The following is an 18,884-nucleotide window of genomic DNA, read 5'->3' on the forward strand; positions in this document are numbered from 1 at the left end:
CCCCTTGCAGGGGGCAACACCAGCGGCCCGGCAAAGCCGGTTCCGCGGTGTTTCTGGAACTGTGGCGCTGGCACTTGGAACATCGATGCTTTCGCTGGTTGCGTGGGCCGCCGACCCGGCGCCCAAGGACACCACCGCATCGAACCCGCTCGGCGGCAAGGCCGCGCCTGCCGCAGCGGCCAAGGCCCCGCCGGGCCAGCCGCGCCAGATCACCTGGGAAGAACTCGTGCCCAAGGACTGGGACCCGGCCAAGGAATTCAAGGGCATCGACCTGAGCGCGCTCAACGACGGCGACCCGCGCGCCAACGAGCTGCTCATGAAGATGCAGGAAGTGTCGAACAACGCACCGACCAACCCGGCCATGAACGGCGCGGACATCAAGATCCCGGGATTCATCGTGCCGCTCGAAGAAGCGAAAGGCGAAGTGACCGAGTTCCTGCTCGTGCCCTACTTCGGCGCCTGCATCCACACGCCACCGCCACCGGCCAACCAGATCCTGCACGTGGTCACGCCCAAGGGAGCCAAGTTCCGCGCCATGGACACCGTGTGGGTCACCGGCAAGCTGCAGACCCTGCGCAACGATTCGATGATGGGCGTGAGCGGCTACCACGTGAACGCGACGAGCGTCACCAAATACACGGGCGGCGCCAAGTAGCGCGCCTGGGGCTTGTGGTTCTGCGCCGACAGCGCAGGCGGCGCAACACCGACACAGACCGTTGCATCGACGATGCAGGCTGGCGTCGTCGCTACAGGTGGCGCGCCGTTGAAGAGTTTCGAGGGCGTGACCTCTGCGCCCATAGGAACTCCAGATGACAACATCACTCCGCCGCACGCCGGTCGCGCGGCTCCTGACGCTCTCGTTGTGCATCGGCGCGCTCGCCATCGCCGGCTGCAACAAGAGCGACAGCACGCCTTCGGCCCCGGCACCTGCGCCCGCACCTCCAGCGGCCGCCGCACCGGCCGCCCCAGCGCCAGCGGCCTACACGCCGCCTTCGGCCGAGCAGCTCTACCAGCTGGTCGCCCCCATCGCGCTGTACCCCGACAAGCTGGTGGCGCAGGTGCTGGCCGGCGCAACCTATCCCGACCAGGTCACTGCAGCGCACGGCTGGCTGGCCCAGAACTCGGCACTCAAGGGCGGCCCGCTCGCCGATGCGGCCAACCAGCAGCCCTGGGACCCGAGCGTGAAATCGCTCACCGCATTCCGCCCGGTGCTGGACCAGATGGCCGGCAACATCGCATGGACCGAGGCGCTTGGCCAGGCCTACTACAACGATCCGGCCGACGTGATGAACGCGATTCAGGTCATGCGCCAGCGTGCATCGGCGGCGGGCCGGCTCAAGAACAATGACAAGCTGCGCGTCGCCAGCGCCGCCACACCGCGCAACTACACGCCGGCGCCGGACGTGCAGCCCATCTATGCAGGCCCCGCCGTGATCGAGCCGCCGCCGCAGTTCATCACCATCGAGCCCGCGCGGCCCGACGTGGTCTACGTGCCGAGCTACGACCCGCAGCGCATCTACGGCGAACCGGTGCCCGTGTACCCCGGCTATGCGTACACCCCGCCCGTCGAGGTTGCGCCCGGCTACAGCCGCGGCCAGGTGGCGGCGGCCGGCGCGTTCACCTTCGGGCTCGGCGTGGTCGTGGGCGCCGCACTCGAACGGCACGACTGGGGCTGGCGTTCGTGGGACGTGAACTGGGGCGCGCCGCGTTACCGGGACCGTGACCGCGACCGCACGGTGCAGCCGGCCTATGCGCGGCCCGCGGTGGTCTACAACAACAGCACCTACATCTCGCGCTCGACGACGGTGGTCAACAACGTGCGCAATGTCTACAACAACAACAACAACGCGCCGCGCAGCCTGCCACCGGGCGCGCCCGCGCCCAATTTCGCGGGCGGGCCGGGCCTGCCCTCGCCACAGCACGCCCAGTTCGCGCAGCAACAGCAACAGCAGCAGCAGCAGCAGCAGCAGCAGCAGCAGCAGCAACGGGAGCAGCAGGCACGGCAGCAGCAAGCCTTCATGCGCCAGCAGCAGGAGCAGCAGCAAGCCGCACAACAAGCACAGCAGCTGCAGGCCCGCCAGCGCCAGCAGGAGCGGCAGGCACGCCTTCAGCAGCACCAGCAGCAAGACCCATTGCAGCGCCAGCAAGCGCAACAAGCACAGCAACAAGCACAGCAGCAGGCACAGCGACAGGCGCGGCAACAGGCACAACAACAAGAGCGGCTGGCGCGTCAGCAGGCGCGCAACACGTCCCCGCAAGCACCGCAGGCCTTGCTTCAACAACAACAGCAGCAGGACCTCGCGCGGCGGCAGCTGGCGGCCCAGCAACAACAGCAACAGGCGCGCGCGGCCAACCAGGCTCAACAGCAGCAGGTCATGCAGGAGCGCCAGCAACAAAGGCAGTCGGCACAGCAGGAGCAATCACGGCGCCAGCAGATGCAGCAGCAAGCCCAGCAACAGGCCCGCGTGCTCCAACAGCAGCAGGCTCAACAGCAACAGGTGCAGCGGCAGCAGGCGCAGCAACAGGCCCGACAACAGCAGCATCAAGAGCAATTGCAGCGGCAGCAGCAACAGCAACAGGCGCAAGCGGCGCGCCAGCAACAGCAACAGCAACAGCAACAGCAACAGCAACAGCAACAGCAACAACGGCAGCAGGCGATGCAACAGCAGCAGCAACGCCAACAGCAACAGGCCCAGCAGCATGCGGCGGCCGCAGCAGCAGCGGCCCATCGCCGCCCGCCGGGCCGCCCCGGCGAACCTCCCAAGGAGCAGCCCTGAGAGCTGCCGCCGCGAGGCCCGCTACTGCTTGCCGATTTCCGTCAGCAGCCGGGTGACGAGATAGAGCCGCGGCACGATCGAGTCGACCTCGATGTATTCGTCGCGTGCGTGATAGCCGAAGCCCGCCAGGCCGAAGCTCTCGACCACGGTGGCCTTGCCGGAGCGGCCCGCATAGCCCGCATCGGTGCCGCCGCCGGTCATTGGCGTGAGCGCGAGTTCGCGGTCGATCTCCTTGTAGATGGCCTGGGCCTTCTCCGCCAGTGCGCGGCCCTTCTCGCCCGCCACGAAAGCCGGGCGGCCCACTTCCACCTTGAGCGTGGTCTCGGTGTCGGGCACCAGCTTGCCACTCGCGATCTTCGCCTGCAATGCCGCCTCCAGCTTCTTCTCGGCGCCGGGCTGCGTGATGCGGATGTCGCCGAGCGCCTGGGCCTTTTCGGTGATCTGGTTGATCGGGCCGGTGGCGCGTGCCACGGTCCAGTTGAGTGCGACCCCGGGAATATCCTTCGAGACATCCTTGGTCTGCAGCAACTGGTACGACAGTTCGTACAGGGCGTTGCGGCCCAAGTCGGGTGCCGCACCTGCATGCGATGCCCGGCCCTTCACTTCGAGCGTGGCCTGCGCGATGCCGGCCGCGCCCAGCAGCAGCGATTCGCCCTTGGCCACCGACTTGGCGGCGGTGGGTTCGAACGACAGCACCGTGTCGTGCTGATCGGCCATGGCCGCGATGAGCTCGCCGGAACCGACCGAGCCCACCTCTTCGTCGGGATTCATGAGCACCGTGAGCGTGTCGTAGTCGCGCCAGCCAGCATCGGCCAGGATCTTCAGCGAAGCCATCATGACCGCGAGCCCGCCCTTGTCGTCCGCAATGCCGGGGCCGTAGATGCGGTTGCCATCGACCTTGTATGGCTGGCTGTTCAGTATGCCTGCGGCGTACACCGTGTCCATGTGGCCCTGCAGCATGATCCTGCGCTTGCCGGTGCCCTTGAGGGTGCCGATGACGATGTCGGCGCCCGCGCCGGCCGTGGCCTTGCGCCGCTCCGTCTTGAAGCCCGCGGACCTGAGCCGAGCCTCCACCGCATCGGCCATCTTGAGCAGGCCGTCGACATTCAGGCTGCCCGATTCGATCAGCACCATCTCCTTGAGGCTCTCGATCACCGCGGGCTGCGCTTTTTCGGCGGCGGCCAGCAGTTTGGCATCGGGCGCGGCGTGCACGGTGGCGGCGGCGCCAAGGGCGAGGCTGCATGCCAGCGACACGGACCGGAGGGCAAGGAAGGACGAGTGCAGGTTCATGACGGTTTCTTGTCGGAGTGATTGGCGGGCGCCAGCATAGCGACCCTCGCCAGGATTCGCGCGCAAATCGGCGACAGCAGGACAGCGGGGCGAAGCTTCAGGCTCCGCGGCCTCGAGTGGCTTTCTTCGTGGCGGCTGCGGGCTTGGATCCGGGCCTGGGTCTGGATGACGCCTTTTCCACCGGCCCGGAAGCAGGCGCCTCGCGCGCCGACCGCATGTGCCCGCTCTCCGCCGTGGTCATGCCCACGATCTTCGCGAGCTGCCGGCTCACGCTCACATAGGCATGGCCGATGCGGCTGTCGAAATACAGCGAGTCGCCGCGCGCAAGGTGCACCACTTCGCCGTTTTCGAAGTGCACTTCGATCTCGCCCGACAGCACATAGGCGAATTCCTCGCCGCCATGCCGCACGAAGTCTTCCGGGCCATGGATGCGGCGCGCATGCACGGTGCCCACGATGGGGCTCATCTGCTTGCCGGCCGCCGTGGTGCCGAGGAATTCGTAGGCGATCGACAGGCCCCGGTACACCACGCCCTTGCCGGCGCGCGTGACCACCGGCCCGTCGAGCTGCGCGGGCTTGACGCCGGCGCCCGCGAACATGGCGTTCATGTCCATCTCGAGTGCGCGGCCGAGTGCCGTGAAGTTCTCGTAGCCCAGCGCGAGCTGGCCGCGCTCGGCGCGCGAGATGGTGGTGATCGACACGCCCGAGCGCTCGGCCAGCTGCGCCAGCGTCCAGCCGAAACGCTTGCGCGCGGCGCGCAGGCGATGGCCGAAAGTGGTGCGGTCCAGCGTGGGCGCCTCGTCCTTCGGCCTTGTTCCCGACTTGGTCCCTGTGTGTGGATTCACGCTTGGCTTTCTCTTGTGGTGCAGCGCAATTCTGCCAGCCCGGCGCCGCGCCATCCATGACGACCCGTGTGACGCGGGCCCAAAAGTTGCGTATACGCAAATTGCGTTGACGCAAATTTCACCGATGCGGTGCACCATGGTTTCCCCTTGGTGTCATCTATTTTATTTGCGTATCCGCAAATTTCTACCTACACTTTTCGCCGATGACTGCAAACTCTCCAGCGCCCACGGTGGCCGACTACCTTGTGATTGGCGGCGGCATTGCCGGGGCTTCGGTGGCCCATTGGCTCGCGCCGCATGCCCGCGTGATCCTGCTCGAGCGCGAGGCCCAGCCGGGCTACCACTCCACCGGCCGCTCGGCCGCGCTCTTCATGGAAAGCTATGGCACCGCGCAGGTGCGCGCCCTCACCATGGCGAGCCGCGCCTTTCTCGAGCATCCGCCCGAAGGCTTTTCCGAACACCCGCTGCTCACGCCGCGCGGCGCGATGATGGTCGCGAGCACCGAGCACCTGCCGGAACTCGAGGCCCACTGGAACGTGCTGCGCGCCATGAACACCGGCGCCACGCGCCTGGGCAGCGAGGAAGCGCTCGCGATGGTGCCTGCGCTCAGGCCCGGGCAGGTGGCCGGCGCCGTCTACGAGCCCGATGCCGCCGACATGGACGTGCATGCCATCCACCAGGGCTACCTGCGCGGCATGCGGCAGGCCGGCGGCAAGCTGGTGTGCGATGCCGGCGTGACGGCCATCGAACGCATCGGCGAGCGCTGGCGCGTGACGGCTGGCGGCGCCGTGTACGAAGCGCCGGTGCTGCTCAACGCCGCAGGCGCATGGGTCGACACCATCGCGCAGATGGCGGGCGTGCAGCCCATCGGCATCGAGCCGCGCCGGCGCTCCGCCTTCGTCTTCGCGCCGCCCGAAGGCAGCAGCATCGCGCACTGGCCCATGGTGTTCGGCGCCGACGAAGGCTGGTACATCAAGCCCGATGCCGGCATGCTGCTCGGCTCGCCGGCCAATGCCGACCTGGTCGAGCCGCAGGACGTGCAGCCCGAGGAGCTGGACATCGCCCTCGCGATCCACCGCATCGAGGAAGCGACCACGCTCGCCATCCGCCGGCCCGCGCGCACCTGGGCCGGCCTGCGCTCCTTCGTGGCCGACGGCGACCTGGTGGGCGGCTTCGATCCGGACGCGCCGGGCTTCTTCTGGGTGGCGGCGCAGGGCGGCTACGGCATCCAGACCTCGGCGGCCATGGGCGAGGCCTGCGCCGCGCTGGCGCGCGGACTGCCGCTGCCCGAACGCATCGCGGGCTTCGGCCTCACGGCCGAGATGCTCGGACCGCAGCGGCTGCGCACTGCCACAGCCGGCTGACAAGAACACTCCTACAACCACAGAGACAAACCCATGCGTGTCTTCAGCGCCTCCCTGGCCACCGAAACCAACACCTTCGGCCCGATGCCGACCGGCCTCGCCTCCTTCAAAGACCGCGGCTACTTCCCGGCCGGCCAGCACCCGGACGCGATGACGCTGTTCTCCGGCCCGCTGTGGGCAGCGCGCATGCGCGGTGCGGACAAGGGCTGGCAGCTGTTCGAAGGCATGGTGGCCGGCGCGCAGCCCAGCGGCACGACCACGCGCCATGCCTACGAGACGCTGCGCGACGAGCTGCTGGCCGACCTGCGTGCGGTGCTGCCGGTGGACATGGTGCTGCTCGGGCTGCACGGCGCGATGGTGGCCGACGGCTACGACGACTGCGAAGGCGACCTGCTCGCGCGCGTGCGGCAGATCGTCGGGCCCGGCGTGGTGATCGGCGCGGAGCTCGATCCGCACAACCACCTGACGCCCCAGATGGTCGCCAATGCCGACCTGATGATCTCGTTCAAGGAATATCCGCACACCGACGTGCTCGAGCGCGGCCTGGAGCTGGTGGACATCTGCGCCGCCATGGCCGAAGGCAAGGTGAAGCCGGTGGCCGCGGTGGTCGACTGCGACATGATCGTCACCGTGCACACCTCGCGCGAGCCGGCGCGCGGCTTCGTCGAGCGCATGCAGTCGCTCGAGGGCAAGGACGGCGTGCTGTCGATTTCTCTCACGCACGGCTTCTCGTGGGGGGACGTTGCCGAGATGGGCACCAAGGTGCTGGTCTACACGGACGGCGACCAGGCCAAGGCCGATGCGCTCGCCCGCCAGCTGGCCGACGAAGTTATTGCCATGCGCGACGGGCTCGCCATCGACTACCCCGGCATCGACGCCTCGCTCGACCAGGCACTGGCCTTCGACGGCGGCCCGGTGGTGCTGTCCGACGGCGCCGACAACCCCGGCGGCGGCGCGGCCAGCGACTCCACCTTCATCCTGCGCCGAATGGTCGAGCGCGGCATCACGAACGCGGCCATCGGCCCGATGTGGGACCCGATCGCGGTGCGCATCGCCTTCGATGCGGGCGTGGGCGCGAAGCTCGCGATGCGCATCGGCGGCAAGATCAGCCCGCTCTCGGGCGACCCGATCGACCTCGACTGCACCGTGAAGGCGCTCAAGCACGACCTGGTGATGACGGGCCTGGCGGGCACGCCCACGCTGATGGGCGACAGCGCGCTGCTCGAGGCCGACGGCATCGAGATCGTACTGATCACGCTGCGCAACCAGGCCATGGGCACCGACCTGTTCACGCAGCTGGGATGCGACCTTGCGGCCAAGAAGATCATCGTCGTGAAGTCGTCGCAGCACTTCTACGCTTCCTACTCGAAGGTCGCGAAGCACGTGATCTACGCCGGCGCGCCGGGCGCCGTGACGCTCGACCTCAACACCCTGCCCTATCGCAAGGCGCGCCTGCCCAAGTGGCCGATCGGCGTTGCCGCCTGAGCTTTCTGTTTACAGCCCCACCGGAGAACCGACGATGAAACGACGAACGCTTGCCGCCCTTGCCACCCTGGCGCTTTCGGCCGCGTGCCTGCCGGCGCTCGCGCAGACGCCGCCCAAGACGCTCAAGGTGGTGGCGCATGCCGACCTGAAGATCCTCGACCCGACCTTCACCACCGCCTACATCTCGCGCAACTTCGGCTACATGGTCTACGACACGCTGTTCGCGCAGGATGCGAACGGCAAGCCGCAGCCGCAGATGGCCGAGAAGTACACATCCTCCAAGGACGGCAAGCAGTGGAGCTTCACGCTGCGCCCGGGCCTGAAGTTCTCCGACGGCAGCGCCGTGACCTCGGCCGACGCCATTGCCTCGCTGCAGCGCTGGGCCGCGCGCGACAGCATCGGCCGCGCCATGGTGGCGGGCGGCGCCGAGTGGAAGGCGGTGGATGCGCGCACCTTCACGCTCACGCTCGCCGAGCCCTTCGGGCTGGTGCTCGAGGGGCTGGCCAAGCCTTCGAGTTTTCCGCCGGTGATCCTGCCCGAGCGGCTCGCGAAGATGCCCGCCACGGCACCGCTGCCCGAGGTGATCGGCTCCGGCCCCTTCGTCTTCAAGCGCGACGAATGGGTGCCGGGCAACAAGACCGTGTTCGTGCGCAACACCAACTACGTGGCGCGCAGCGAACCGCCGAGCGGCCTGGCCGGCAGCAAGAAGACCAGCTTCGACCGCGTCGAATGGCTCTACCTGCCCGACGCCAACAGCGCCATCGCGGCGCTCAAGCGCGGCGAGGTCGACCTGGTGGAACAGGTACCGCCCGACTACATCGCGCCGCTGCGCACCGACCCGAGCGTGAAGATCGGCTCGGGCGGCACCTACCAGGGCTTCCTGGTCATGAACCACCTGCTGCCGCCCTTCAACAACCCGAAGGTGCGCCAGGCGCTGCTGCAGGCCGTGAGCCAGGAACGCATCGTTGCGGCCATGGGCTATCCGCTGGACATGCGCATGGCCTACTGCCAGACCTTCTTCATCTGCGGCAGTCCCAACGACACCGCCGCGGGCGCCGAGCCCTACCGCAAGGCCGACGTGGCCAAGGCCAAGAAGATGCTCGCGGACGCCGGCTACAAGGGCGAGAAGGTCACCATCCTGGTGCCGAGCGACGTCACCTACCTCAATGCCGAGGCACTGATGGCCGCGCAGACCATGCGCAGCATCGGCATGAACGTCGATGCGCAGACCATGGACTGGGCCTCCATCGGCGCGCGCCGCGCCAAGCGCGATGCGCCGGAGGCCGGCGGCTGGAACATGTACGTCACCGTGGCTGGCGAGTTCGACGTCAACTCCCCCATCACCAACGCCTACCTGAGCGCGGCCTGCGGCAACACCCTGCCCGGCTGGCCCTGCGACAAGGCGCTCGACGACCTGCGCAACGCCTGGCTGAAGGAAACCGTTCCGGCCAAGCGCCGCGAGATCCTCGACGCCTTCCAGGCCCGCGCCTACGAAACGGTGCCCTACATCAACGCAGGCCAGTACACGGCCGCGTTTGCCGCCCGCGCCAGCCTCAAGGGCACGGACAAGCTCTGGGCCGGCATGCCGACGGTCTGGATGCTCGACAAGTAACCGGCACCGCACGGCAGCACCATGGGCTACATCCTCAGGCGATTTCTCTCGACGCTGCCCGTCATGGCGGTGGTGGCGGTGGTGGTGTTCCTGCTGATCCACCTGTCGCCGGGCGACCCCGCGGCGCTGATCGCGGGCGACCTGGCCTCCGTCGAAGACATCGAGAAGCTGCGCGCCGCGTTGGGCCTGAACCTGCCGCTGTGGCAGCAGTTCGCGATCTGGCTCGGCAAGCTCTTCACGGGCGACCTCGGCACCTCGATCTTCACGCAGGTGCCGGTGGCGCAGCTGCTCGCGCAGCGGCTGGAGCCCACGGTGTCGATCGCGGTGCTCACCATGGCGCTCACGCTGGTGCTGGCAGTGCCGCTGGGCACGCTCGCGGCCTACCGCGCGGGCAGCTGGATCGACCGGCTCGTGATGCTGTTCGCGGTGCTCGCGTTCTCGGTGCCGGTGTTCCTGGTGGGCTACCTGCTGATCTACGCCTTCGCGATCCAGCTGCCGTGGTTCCCGGTGCAGGGTTACGTGCGCTTCTCCGACAGCCCCGGGCAATGGCTTCGCGGCCTGGTGCTGCCCTGCGTGAACCTCGCGCTGGTGTACATCGCGCTCGTCACGCGCATGACGCGCGCCACCGTGCTCGAGGTGCTGCATGAAGACTACATCCGCACCGCGCGCGCCAAGGGCCTGGGGGTGCTGCCGGTGCTGGGCCATGCGCTGCGCAACGCGGCCATTCCCATCGCCACCACGGTGGGCGTGGGCATTGCGCTCCTGATCGGCGGCGTGGTGGTGACGGAGACAGTGTTCGCCATTCCGGGCGTGGGCCGCCTCGTCATCGATTCGGTGCAGCGCCACGACTATCCCGTGATCCAGAGCGTGCTGCTGCTGTCGGCCGGCGTGTACGTGCTGATCAACCTGCTGATCGACCTGAGCTACCGGCTGTTCGACCCGCGCATCACGTACTAGATGAATCCATGTCCACCGTACTCCCGATGAGTGAACTCCCATTGCCCGTTGCCACCGCCGCGCCCGTCGCCGCGGCCGACGATGCGCCCTTCGTGCCGCCGCGCTGGCGCTGGGTGCGCAAGCATCCGACGCTGATCGTCGGCGGGCTGCTGCTGGTTGCGGTCGCCGCTGTCTCCATCGGCGCGCCCTGGATCGCCACCTTCGATCCGCAGGACATCGATCCGCTCGCGCGCATGCAGCCGCCTTCGGCCGAGCACCTGTTCGGCACCGACGCCCTCGGCCGCGACGTGTTCAGCCGCGCCGTGTGGGGCGGGCAGGTGTCGATGATCGTGGGCGCCTCGGTCGCGCTGCTCGCCACCTTCTTCGGCGTGCTGATCGGCCTTTTCGCGGGCTTCGTGCGCTGGGCCGACGGGCCGGTGATGCGCGTGATGGACGGGCTCATGGCCATTCCCGGCATCCTGCTGGCCATCGCGCTCATGGCGGTGACGCGCGCCAGCCTCACGACGGTGATCGTCGCCATCACGGTGCCCGAGATTCCGCGCGTGGTGCGGCTGGTGCGCTCGCTCGCGCTCACCTTGCGCGAGCAGCTGTACGTCGAGGCCGCGCATGCGGTCGGCACGCGGCTGCCGGTGATCCTGCTGCGCCACGTGCTGCCCAACATGGTGGCACCTTTGATCGTGCAGTCGACCTTCGTGGCCGCTGCCGCGGTGCTGACGGAAGCGGCGCTCTCCTTCCTCGGCGTGGGCGTGCCGGCGCAGACGCCGAGCTGGGGCAACATGATGGCCGAGGGCCGCAACTTCGTGGCGGTGGCGTTCCACATCATCCTGTACCCGGGCCTGCTGCTGGCGGCCACGGTGCTGGCGATCAACCTGCTGGGCGACGGCCTGCGCGATGCGCTCGACCCGCGCCTGGCGCGGCAGCTGTGAGGCCGCCCATGGCACCCATGTCCCCTCTCGCGCTCGCGCCCGGCGAGCCCCTGCTCGAAGTCGACAACCTGCGCACGCATTTCCACACGCTGGCCGGCGTGGTGCGTTCGGTCGACGGTGTTTCCTACACGGTGCGCGCGGGCCGCACGCTCGGCGTGGTCGGCGAATCGGGCTGCGGCAAGAGCGTGACCGCGCTCTCGATCCTGCGGCTGGTGCCCACGCCGCCCGGGCGCCACACGGGTGCCGTGCGCCTGCGCGGCACCGACCTGATGCAGCTTGGCGAGCGCGAGATGCGGCAGATCCGCGGCAACCGCATCTCGATGATCTTCCAGGAGCCGATGACCTCGCTGAACCCGGTGCTCACCGTGGGCCGGCAGATCGCCGAGACGGTGCAGCTGCACCAGAAGGCCGGCCGCGCCGATGCGCTGCAGCGCGCGGTCGAGATGCTGCGCGTGGTGCAGATCCCCGAACCCGAGCGGCGCGTGAACGAGTATCCGCACCAGCTTTCGGGCGGCATGCGCCAGCGCGTGATGATCGCGCTGGCCCTGGCCTGCAACCCCGAGGTGCTGATTGCCGACGAGCCCACCACCGCGCTCGACGTGACGATCCAGGCGCAGATCCTCGACCTCATCAAGCGGCTGCAGAAGGAGCTGGGCATGGGCGTGGTGATGATCACGCACGACCTCGGCGTGGTGGCCGAGAGCTGCGACCGCGTGGTCGTGATGTATGCCGGCAAGAAGGTGGAAGAGGCCGACGTGGTCGACCTGTTCGACCGGCCGCTGCACCCCTACACGCGCGCGCTGATGGCCTCGATGCCGTCGATGAACACGGCGAGCACGCGGCTGGCCGAGATTCCGGGGCTGGTGCCGGCCGCGCACGAGCTGGGCCGCGGCTGCGCCTTTGCGGCGCGCTGCAACCATGCGCGCGAGCGCTGCCGTGCCGAGGCGCCGCAGCTCACGCTGCAGGGTGGCGACCACGTGGTGGCCTGCTTCGCCGTCGAAGAACAATGGGCCGATGCAGGCGAGGTGAGCGCATGACCACGACAACCGCAGCCCCGCTGCTCCAGGTGCGCAACCTGCGCAAGCACTACATCTCGCCCAAGCGCTGGCTGCGGCCGGCCAGGCCCGCGATCCAGGCGGTCGACGGCGTCTCGTTCTCGGTGGCGCGCGGCGAAACGCTGTCGCTGGTCGGCGAATCGGGCTGCGGCAAGACGACCACCGCCAAGTCGGTGATGCGGCTGGTCGAACCGACCTCTGGCTCGGTGGAGCTCGAAGGCGAAGAATTGCTGACGCTCTCCGCCAACGAGATGCGGCTGCGCCGGCGCCAGCTGCAGATCATCTTCCAGGACCCCTATGCCTCGCTCAATCCGCGCCTCACGGCCGGCGACATCGTGGCCGAACCGATGCGCAACTTCAGCACTTCCGGCACGGGCACGGCGGCCGAGCGGCGCGAGCGCGTGCAGTGGCTCTTCTCGCGCGTGGGCCTCAGGCCCGAGGCGGCGAAGAAATTTCCGCACGAGTTCTCGGGCGGCCAGCGGCAGCGGCTGGGCATTGCGCGCGCGCTGGCGCTCAACCCCAAGCTGATCGTCTGCGACGAGCCGGTGTCCGCGCTCGACGTGTCGGTGCAGGCGCAGGTGGTGAACCTGCTGATGGACCTGCAGGCAGAGTTCGGCATTGCCTACCTGTTCGTCGCGCACGACCTCGCGGTGGTGCGCCACATCAGCCACCGCGTGGCGGTGATGTACCTCGGCCACATCGTCGAGATCGCGGACCGGAACACGCTGTTTTCTGCGCCGCTGCATCCGTACACCGAGATCCTTCTCTCGGCCGTGCCCGTGCCCAACCCGCGCACACCGGCGCGCCGCATGCTGCTGCAGGGCGACCCGCCGAGCCCGGCCAATCCGCCGTCGGGCTGCCGCTTCCACACGCGCTGCCCGATGGCGCAGGCGGTGTGCAAGGAGAAGACGCCCGAACTGAGCGAACGGCCCTCGTCTTCCACCGGCGGCCACTGGGTCGCCTGCCACTTCCGCTGAAAGACCCCACCGATGACCGACAAGACACCCCACTACGACCTGTTGATCCGCGGCGGCACCGTGATCGACGGCACCAAGGCGCCGCGCTTCGAGGCCGACGTGGGCATCGCCCGCGGCCGCATCGCCGCCATCGGCAATCTCGCGGGCCACACCGCCGACCGGACGCTCGACGCCACCGGCCGCATCGTCGCGCCGGGTTTCATCGACTCGCACACGCACGACGACCAGGCCGTGCTGTCGCAGGCGCAGATGCCGTTCAAGGTGTCGCAGGGCGTGACCACCGTGATTGCGGGCAACTGCGGCATCAGCGCCGCGCCGCTGCGCGAAGACATGGAGCTGCCGATGCCGCTGAGCCTGCTCGAGTCGCCGGCCGCGGGCCGCTTCACGAGCTTCGCGGCCTACCTCGATGCGCTGCGCGCCACGCCTTCGTCAGTGAACGTGGCCGCGATGGTGGGCCACTCGACCCTGCGCGCCGTGGTCATGTCCGACCTCGACCGGCCCGCCAACGACAGCGAGATTGCCGCGATGCGGGCGCTGGTCGAGGAAGCGATGCAGGCCGGCGCCATCGGCCTGTCGACCGGCACCTTCTACCCACCGGCCGTGAAGGCGACCACCGAGGAGATCATCGAGGTCGCCCGCCCGCTCAGCGCGCGCAAGGCGCTCTACGTGACGCACATGCGCGACGAGGCGGACCGCGTGATGGAGTCGCTGGAAGAAACCTTCCACATCGGCCGCGCGCTCGGCGTTCCAGTGGTGGTGTCGCACCACAAGGTGCAGAACGCGCAGAACTTCGGCAAGAGCAAGGTCACGCTGCCCTTCATCAAGGAAGCGATGCGCCACCAGTGCATCGGGCTCGACTGCTATCCCTACACGGCGGGCTCCACCATGATCCGCACCGACCGCGGCATGATCGACGGCCGTGTGCTGATCGCCTCGAGCGTGCCGCACCCCGAATGCGCAGGTCGCGACCTGAAGGACATCGCGGCCGAATGGGGCGTGTCGGGCGAAGAGGCGGCGAAGCGGCTTTCGCCGGGCAGCGCGATCTACTTCATGATGGACGAGGACGACGTGCAGCGCATCCTCGCCTTCGAAGACACCATGATCGGCTCCGACGGTATTCCGCTCGGCGAGAAGCCGCATCCGCGGCTATGGGGCACCTTCCCGCGCGTGCTGGGCCACTACAGCCGCGACGTCGGCCTGTTTCCGCTGGAGACGGCGGTGTGGAAGATGACCGGGCTCACCGCGCGCAACTTCGGGCTGCACGAGCGCGGCGCGCTGAAGCCGGGCCACCATGCCGACGTGGTGATCTTCGATGCCCAGGCGGTGCGCGACACGGCCAGCTACGCCGCACCGACGCTGCCGGCCGAAGGCATCGACGCGGTGATCGTGAACGGCGCCGTTACGTGGCAGCACGGCGCGCACAGCGGTGCGCGCAACGGGCAGGTGATCACGCGGCGCGACGCGAAGGCCTGACGGGGATCAATCAGGGGCGTTCATCACGCGGTCGAACTCCTCGTCGGCCGGTACGTTGTCGGCGTCGAGCTCGCTCGCATCCGTGAGATCGATGCCCGTTTCCTCCGACAGGTCGTCGGAGATTTCGCTGTCGGTCTCCTCGAAGTCGTCGGCTGGCGTGTTGTCGTCGTCTTCGTCGGACGACGAGGCGGAACGCGCGGTGGCGTCGACGTGAATCATGATCGGCTCCTCAGGCTGAATACTGGACGACCCCCTATAGTGCGCCTGTTTCGGCCATTTCGGTTCACCCGGAGCGCGGCGTCGGTGTCGGAAAGTTTCCCGCACCGGCGCCGGCGGCCTGCCTTCAGTCCTTGTGGACGTGGCCGTGTTCCCCGTGGCCTTCGTCGTGGCCATGGTCGCCATGGCCGTGCTCGCCGTGCGCCAGCCGGCTCACCAGCGAGACCAGCGCGATGCCCACCACCAGCCAGGCGATCTGCGCCGCGGTCTGCCGCGCGGGCAGCCGCTTCTGCAGCTGGGGGATCAGGTCGGCCAGCGCCACGTAGACGAAGCTGCTGCTGGCCAGCACCAGGAAGTAGGGCAGCCAGCCGTGCAGCTGGTCGACCAGCCACCATCCCACGATGCCGCCCAGCATGGTCATGGTGCCGGCCAGCGACACCTTGACGAGCGCCGCACGCTGGTTGGCCGAACTCTGGCGCAGCACGACCAGGTCGCCGATGTGGTGCGGAACCTCGTGCGCCAGCACGGCCACGGCCGCCACCAGGCCCAGGCGAATGTCCGCGATGAAGGCCGACGCGATCAGGATGCCGTCGCCGAAGCAGTGCACGCTGTCGCCGGTGAGCACGGCCCAGCCGCCGCCCATGCGGGGCGCGTGGCTGTGCGCATGGCCGTGGTCGTGCGCATGGCCGTGGTCGCCATGATGGTGCTCGTGCCCGTGGTGCCAGAGCTCGGCCTTGTCGAGCAGGAAGAAGAACACCAGCCCGAACAGCAGCACACCGAACAGCAGCGCGGGTTCGATGCGGCTTTCGAAGGCTTCGGGCAAGAGGTGCATGAACGCGGTGGCCAGCAGCGCGCCCGCGGCCAGGCTCAGCAGGTGCTGCGAATTCACCCCACCCGAGCCGTTGCGAACGCCCACGCGCAAGAGCAATGCGGCCAGCCACACGCTTCCGATGCCGGCAACCAGGGTCGCCGCGATGATCACTATCAAATTCATAGCTGCTTGCGCAATGTCGATGGGCATTGATGCCCGATACCGTTCATAAAAGAGAAAGGCCGTCACTGGGACGGCCTTCGGCGGTGGATGGCTGCAGGCGGCCGTCAGGCGACGCCATTGGCTTTGAACCAGGCCGTGGCGCGCTGCCATCCGTCTTCGGCCGCGCTTTTCACGTAGCTCGGGCGGTAGTCGGCATGGAACGCGTGGCCTGCTTCGGGATACACGACGAAGCTCGAAGCCTTGGCCGCCGGGGTTCCGGTGGCCAGGGCCGCTTTCATCTTATCAACCGTGTCAAGGGGGATGCCCTGGTCCTTGCCGCCGTAGAGGCCGAGCACGGGCGCCTGCAGGCTGGCTGCGACGTCGACCGGGTGCCTGGGCGTGAGCTCGCTCGGCTGGCCGACCAGCCGGCCGTACCAGGCCACGCCGGCCTTGACCTTGCCGGTGGCCGCATAGAGCCACACGATGCGGCCGCCCCAGCAGAAGCCGGTGATGCCGGCCTTGGAGACATTGCCGCCGTTGGCCGCGGCGTAGGCCAGCGCGCCGTCGAGGTCGGCCATGACCTGCGCATCGGGCACCTTGCTCACGATGTCGGCCTGCAGCTTGGGAATGTCGGTGTAGCCGCGCGGATCGCCCTGGCGCGCATAGAGTTCGGGCGCAATGGCCAGGTAGCCGAGCTTGGCGAAGCGGCGGCAGGTGTCGGCGATGTATTCGTGCACGCCGAAGATCTCCTGGATCACCAGGATCACGGGCAGGCCGGTCTTGCCGGCGGGCGCCGCTGCATAGGCCGGCACTTCGAAGCCATTGACGGTGTACTTGACCGGCCCGGCCTTCAGGCCCTCGGCCGAGGTGCTGATGGCGGTCTGCGCCATGACCGGCATGACCGCGGCCGCGTAGCCCACGCCAATGGCGGCCTTGAGCGCGGTGCGGCGCGTGGCGCCCTGCTCTGTGCTCTGGCCGGGGCGAAGCGAATCGAAATCGGAACGGCTGTCGTCGCGAAGGGACATGGGTTGGGCTCCAGTTGAATCGTCGGACAAGGGGGCATGCGTGAAAACGCACGCCGCAATGTAGGCGAAATCGGCCCGGCCCGTCTGCCGGCAGGGTTGCTAGTCGCGGTAGGCGCGGCGCGCCAGTGCGGCGGCCAGCACCTGCGCCGGGTCGACCAGGCTCAGCCCGGCCACGGCGGCCGAACCCTGCAGCCCGAGCGGCACCTCGGTGCAGCCCATGATGATGGTGACCGGTCCATGGCGCTCTGCGAGCTGCAGCGCCACCTGCGAAAAACAGGCTTCGGCGAGCTGCATGTTGCCCGCCTTGACGCCGTCGAAGATGCCGCGCGTGATGATGCGGCGCTCTTCGGCCAGCGGCACATGGCAATCGAGCCCCGCTTCGGCCAGCGCCTGTTCGTAGAGCCGGACGCGGTAGGTGCCTTCGGTGGCCATCAGCGCCACGCTGCCCGTGCCCTGCGCCGCCAGATGCCGCGCCACCTCGCGCGCCATGTGCAGCAGCTCGACCTGCGGAAAGCGCTCCTGCAGCCTGGCGTGCCAGGCATGCGCGGTGTTGCAGGCAATGGCCACCGCCTGGCTGCCCAGCGCGGCAAGGCGCCCGAGCGCCTGCAGCATCGGCTCGAGCGGCTGGTGTGCGCCATTCTCGGCCGAGCCCAGTGCATCGGTGCGGTCGGGCACCGGCACCTGCGCCAGCCAGTGCTCCGGAAAGGACTGGTCCCGCACCGGCTCCCCGCGAGCGCGCATCTGCTGCGCGCAGGCCTGCACGAACAGCCGGACGAAGTCGGCCCCCGCCGCAGGGCCCATGCCGCCCAGGATGCCAACTACATTCGTCGAAGCCATGTTCTTTCTCTATTTCAGGAATACCGCGGAACCGGCTTTGCCGGGCCGCTGGTATTGCCCCCGGTAGGGGGTGGGCGAAGCGACACGAAGTGCGCGCAGCCTGGGGGCGAGCTCAAGTAGCGGGCTTGTCCGAAGGCGCCTTGATGTTGTCCTTGAGCTGCTGGCTCATGGGCAGGTTCAGCGGCACGTTCTTCGGCGGGATCGGCGACATGAACCACTTGGTGTAGAGCTTCTCGAACTCACCGCTCTTCATCATGCCGATGAAGGTGTCGTCCACCAGCTTCTTGAAGGCCGGGTCGTCCTTGGGCAGCATGCAGGCATAGGGCTCGACCTGCAGCGGCTCGCCCACCACCTCGTAGTCGGCCGGGTTCTTGGCATTGGCGATCAGGCCGAACAGCAGGATGTCGTCCATGGCAAATGCCACGGCGCGGTCGCTTTCCACGAGCAGGAAGGCGTCGGCGTGGTCCTTGCCGAGCACGATGTCCATGTCGAGGTTCTTCTCGGTGTTGTACTTGCGCATGACCAGCGCATTGGTGGTGCCGGTGGTGCTGGCCACCGTCTTCTTGGCGAGGTCGGCGTAGTCCTTGATCTTCGAGGACTTCTTCGTCAACAGGCGCGTGCCCGTGTAGAAATGGTTGACGGCAAAGGCCACGTCCTTGCCGCGTGCGCTGTTGTTGGTGGTGGAGCCGCACTCCAGGTCGACAGTGCCGTTGGTGATGAGCGGGATGCGGTTCTGCGAGGTCACCGGCATCAGCTGCACCTGCAGGCTGGGCTTGTTGAGCTTCTTCTTCACCGCCTCGACCACGGCGTTGGAGAGTTCGACCGAGAAGCCGATCGGCTTGTTGGGACCGTCCAGGTAGCTGAAGGGCACCGACGACTCGCGGTAGGCGAGCGTGATCTTGCCGGACTCGGCGATCTTGGCCAGCGTGTCGGCGGCCTGGACGCCGGTGGCGGAAAGCAACACCACGGCAGCGGCAGCCATCAATGCGGAGAGTTTCATGCGAGCCTTCTTCAGATTGGTTGAACAGAGCGGCCAGTGTAAGAAGGAGTGACACACCGCGACAATTCCAATT

General features: G+C 68.2%; 17 protein-coding genes. 10 read left to right on the forward strand and 7 right to left on the reverse strand.

Going from position 1 to position 18,884, the window contains the following annotated elements:
- The first annotated feature begins 85 nt into the window (after positions 1–85).
- Positions 86–655 carry a DUF3299 domain-containing protein gene (locus EJO66_RS00810; RefSeq protein ID WP_223262172.1) on the forward strand — a complete coding sequence of 190 codons (570 nt, stop codon included), beginning with the start codon at positions 86–88 and terminating at the stop codon, positions 653–655.
- Positions 656–809: 154 nt separating this feature from the next.
- A complete protein-coding gene (locus EJO66_RS00815; protein WP_125964476.1) occupies positions 810–2,777 on the forward strand; it encodes a DUF3300 domain-containing protein in 1,968 nt (655 codons plus the stop codon).
- 21 nt (positions 2,778–2,798) lie between these two features.
- Here the strand turns inward: EJO66_RS00815 and EJO66_RS00820 are convergent, their stop codons facing one another.
- Both EJO66_RS00820 and EJO66_RS00825 read right to left on the reverse strand, forming a co-directional pair.
- Entirely contained in the window at positions 2,799–4,067 is a 1,269-nt protein-coding gene (locus tag EJO66_RS00820; RefSeq protein ID WP_125964477.1) for a M20/M25/M40 family metallo-hydrolase, read from the reverse strand.
- A gap of 97 nt (positions 4,068–4,164) precedes the next feature.
- Positions 4,165–4,911: a helix-turn-helix domain-containing protein gene (locus EJO66_RS00825; protein WP_125964478.1), complete on the reverse strand. Its 747-nt coding sequence runs from the start codon at positions 4,909–4,911 to the stop codon at positions 4,165–4,167.
- A gap of 203 nt (positions 4,912–5,114) precedes the next feature.
- Here EJO66_RS00825 and EJO66_RS00830 point away from each other — a divergent pair, with 203 nt between their 5' ends.
- The 8 genes from EJO66_RS00830 to EJO66_RS00865 are packed head-to-tail and all read left to right on the forward strand — an operon-like array spanning position 5,115 to position 14,760.
- Positions 5,115–6,275: an NAD(P)/FAD-dependent oxidoreductase gene (locus tag EJO66_RS00830; RefSeq protein WP_124956979.1), complete on the forward strand. Its 1,161-nt coding sequence runs from the start codon at positions 5,115–5,117 to the stop codon at positions 6,273–6,275.
- A 33-nt stretch (positions 6,276–6,308) separates the two neighbouring features.
- On the forward strand, positions 6,309–7,760 hold the full coding sequence (locus tag EJO66_RS00835; RefSeq protein WP_125964479.1) for a M81 family metallopeptidase: 1,452 nt from the start codon (positions 6,309–6,311) through the stop codon (positions 7,758–7,760).
- A gap of 34 nt (positions 7,761–7,794) precedes the next feature.
- A complete protein-coding gene (locus EJO66_RS00840; protein WP_125964480.1) occupies positions 7,795–9,372 on the forward strand; it encodes an ABC transporter substrate-binding protein in 1,578 nt (525 codons plus the stop codon).
- A gap of 21 nt (positions 9,373–9,393) precedes the next feature.
- Complete coding sequence (locus EJO66_RS00845) at positions 9,394–10,329, forward strand: ABC transporter permease (protein WP_012746698.1); 936 nt, start codon at positions 9,394–9,396, stop codon at positions 10,327–10,329.
- A 26-nt stretch (positions 10,330–10,355) separates the two neighbouring features.
- Positions 10,356–11,255 carry an ABC transporter permease gene (locus EJO66_RS00850; RefSeq protein ID WP_125964593.1) on the forward strand — a complete coding sequence of 300 codons (900 nt, stop codon included), beginning with the start codon at positions 10,356–10,358 and terminating at the stop codon, positions 11,253–11,255.
- A gap of 8 nt (positions 11,256–11,263) precedes the next feature.
- Positions 11,264–12,292 (forward strand): ABC transporter ATP-binding protein, encoded by a 1,029-nt coding sequence (locus EJO66_RS00855; RefSeq protein WP_125964481.1) that lies wholly within the window; start codon positions 11,264–11,266, stop codon positions 12,290–12,292.
- A complete protein-coding gene (locus EJO66_RS00860; protein WP_124956987.1) occupies positions 12,289–13,287 on the forward strand; it encodes an ABC transporter ATP-binding protein in 999 nt (332 codons plus the stop codon). Before EJO66_RS00855 ends, EJO66_RS00860 begins: the two co-directional genes overlap by 4 nt.
- Positions 13,288–13,299: 12 nt before the next feature.
- Positions 13,300–14,760 (forward strand): N-acyl-D-amino-acid deacylase family protein, encoded by a 1,461-nt coding sequence (locus EJO66_RS00865; RefSeq protein ID WP_125964482.1) that lies wholly within the window; start codon positions 13,300–13,302, stop codon positions 14,758–14,760.
- Between the two features lie 6 nt (positions 14,761–14,766).
- On the opposite strand, the gene EJO66_RS00870 is transcribed toward EJO66_RS00865, so the two are convergent.
- The 5 genes from EJO66_RS00870 to EJO66_RS00890 all read right to left on the reverse strand — a co-directional run bounded on the left by EJO66_RS00870 (position 14,767) and on the right by EJO66_RS00890 (position 18,811).
- Positions 14,767–14,979 (reverse strand): hypothetical protein, encoded by a 213-nt coding sequence (locus EJO66_RS00870; protein WP_012746693.1) that lies wholly within the window; start codon positions 14,977–14,979, stop codon positions 14,767–14,769.
- Between the two features lie 124 nt (positions 14,980–15,103).
- Entirely contained in the window at positions 15,104–15,970 is an 867-nt protein-coding gene (locus EJO66_RS00875; RefSeq protein ID WP_164547757.1) for a ZIP family metal transporter, read from the reverse strand.
- 104 nt (positions 15,971–16,074) lie between these two features.
- Positions 16,075–16,974 carry a dienelactone hydrolase family protein gene (locus EJO66_RS00880; RefSeq protein WP_124956993.1) on the reverse strand — a complete coding sequence of 300 codons (900 nt, stop codon included), beginning with the start codon at positions 16,972–16,974 and terminating at the stop codon, positions 16,075–16,077.
- A gap of 99 nt (positions 16,975–17,073) precedes the next feature.
- Positions 17,074–17,811, reverse strand: a complete 738-nt coding sequence (locus tag EJO66_RS00885) for an aspartate/glutamate racemase family protein (RefSeq protein ID WP_124956995.1) — start codon at positions 17,809–17,811, stop codon at positions 17,074–17,076.
- Positions 17,812–17,923: 112 nt separating this feature from the next.
- Positions 17,924–18,811 carry a transporter substrate-binding domain-containing protein gene (locus EJO66_RS00890; RefSeq protein WP_124956997.1) on the reverse strand — a complete coding sequence of 296 codons (888 nt, stop codon included), beginning with the start codon at positions 18,809–18,811 and terminating at the stop codon, positions 17,924–17,926.
- Between the last annotated feature and the right edge of the window lie 73 nt (positions 18,812–18,884).

The sequence above is a fragment of the Variovorax beijingensis genome (genome assembly GCF_003951285.1).
Lineage (GTDB): Bacteria > Pseudomonadota > Gammaproteobacteria > Burkholderiales > Burkholderiaceae_C > Variovorax > Variovorax beijingensis.

Coding starts and splice junctions, on each gene's coding strand:
- EJO66_RS00810 (WP_223262172.1), top strand. CDS start 86: ATGCTTTCGCTGGTTGCGTGGGCCGCCGACCCGGCGCCCAAGGACACC.
- EJO66_RS00815 (WP_125964476.1), top strand. CDS start 810: ATGACAACATCACTCCGCCGCACGCCGGTCGCGCGGCTCCTGACGCTC.
- EJO66_RS00820 (WP_125964477.1), bottom strand. CDS start 4,067: ATGAACCTGCACTCGTCCTTCCTTGCCCTCCGGTCCGTGTCGCTGGCA.
- EJO66_RS00830 (WP_124956979.1), top strand. CDS start 5,115: ATGACTGCAAACTCTCCAGCGCCCACGGTGGCCGACTACCTTGTGATT.
- EJO66_RS00835 (WP_125964479.1), top strand. CDS start 6,309: ATGCGTGTCTTCAGCGCCTCCCTGGCCACCGAAACCAACACCTTCGGC.
- EJO66_RS00840 (WP_125964480.1), top strand. CDS start 7,795: ATGAAACGACGAACGCTTGCCGCCCTTGCCACCCTGGCGCTTTCGGCC.
- EJO66_RS00845 (WP_012746698.1), top strand. CDS start 9,394: ATGGGCTACATCCTCAGGCGATTTCTCTCGACGCTGCCCGTCATGGCG.
- EJO66_RS00850 (WP_125964593.1), top strand. CDS start 10,356: ATGAGTGAACTCCCATTGCCCGTTGCCACCGCCGCGCCCGTCGCCGCG.
- EJO66_RS00855 (WP_125964481.1), top strand. CDS start 11,264: ATGGCACCCATGTCCCCTCTCGCGCTCGCGCCCGGCGAGCCCCTGCTC.
- EJO66_RS00860 (WP_124956987.1), top strand. CDS start 12,289: ATGACCACGACAACCGCAGCCCCGCTGCTCCAGGTGCGCAACCTGCGC.
- EJO66_RS00865 (WP_125964482.1), top strand. CDS start 13,300: ATGACCGACAAGACACCCCACTACGACCTGTTGATCCGCGGCGGCACC.
- EJO66_RS00870 (WP_012746693.1), bottom strand. CDS start 14,979: ATGATTCACGTCGACGCCACCGCGCGTTCCGCCTCGTCGTCCGACGAA.
- EJO66_RS00875 (WP_164547757.1), bottom strand. CDS start 15,970: ATGAATTTGATAGTGATCATCGCGGCGACCCTGGTTGCCGGCATCGGA.
- EJO66_RS00880 (WP_124956993.1), bottom strand. CDS start 16,974: ATGTCCCTTCGCGACGACAGCCGTTCCGATTTCGATTCGCTTCGCCCC.
- EJO66_RS00885 (WP_124956995.1), bottom strand. CDS start 17,811: ATGGCTTCGACGAATGTAGTTGGCATCCTGGGCGGCATGGGCCCTGCG.
- EJO66_RS00890 (WP_124956997.1), bottom strand. CDS start 18,811: ATGAAACTCTCCGCATTGATGGCTGCCGCTGCCGTGGTGTTGCTTTCC.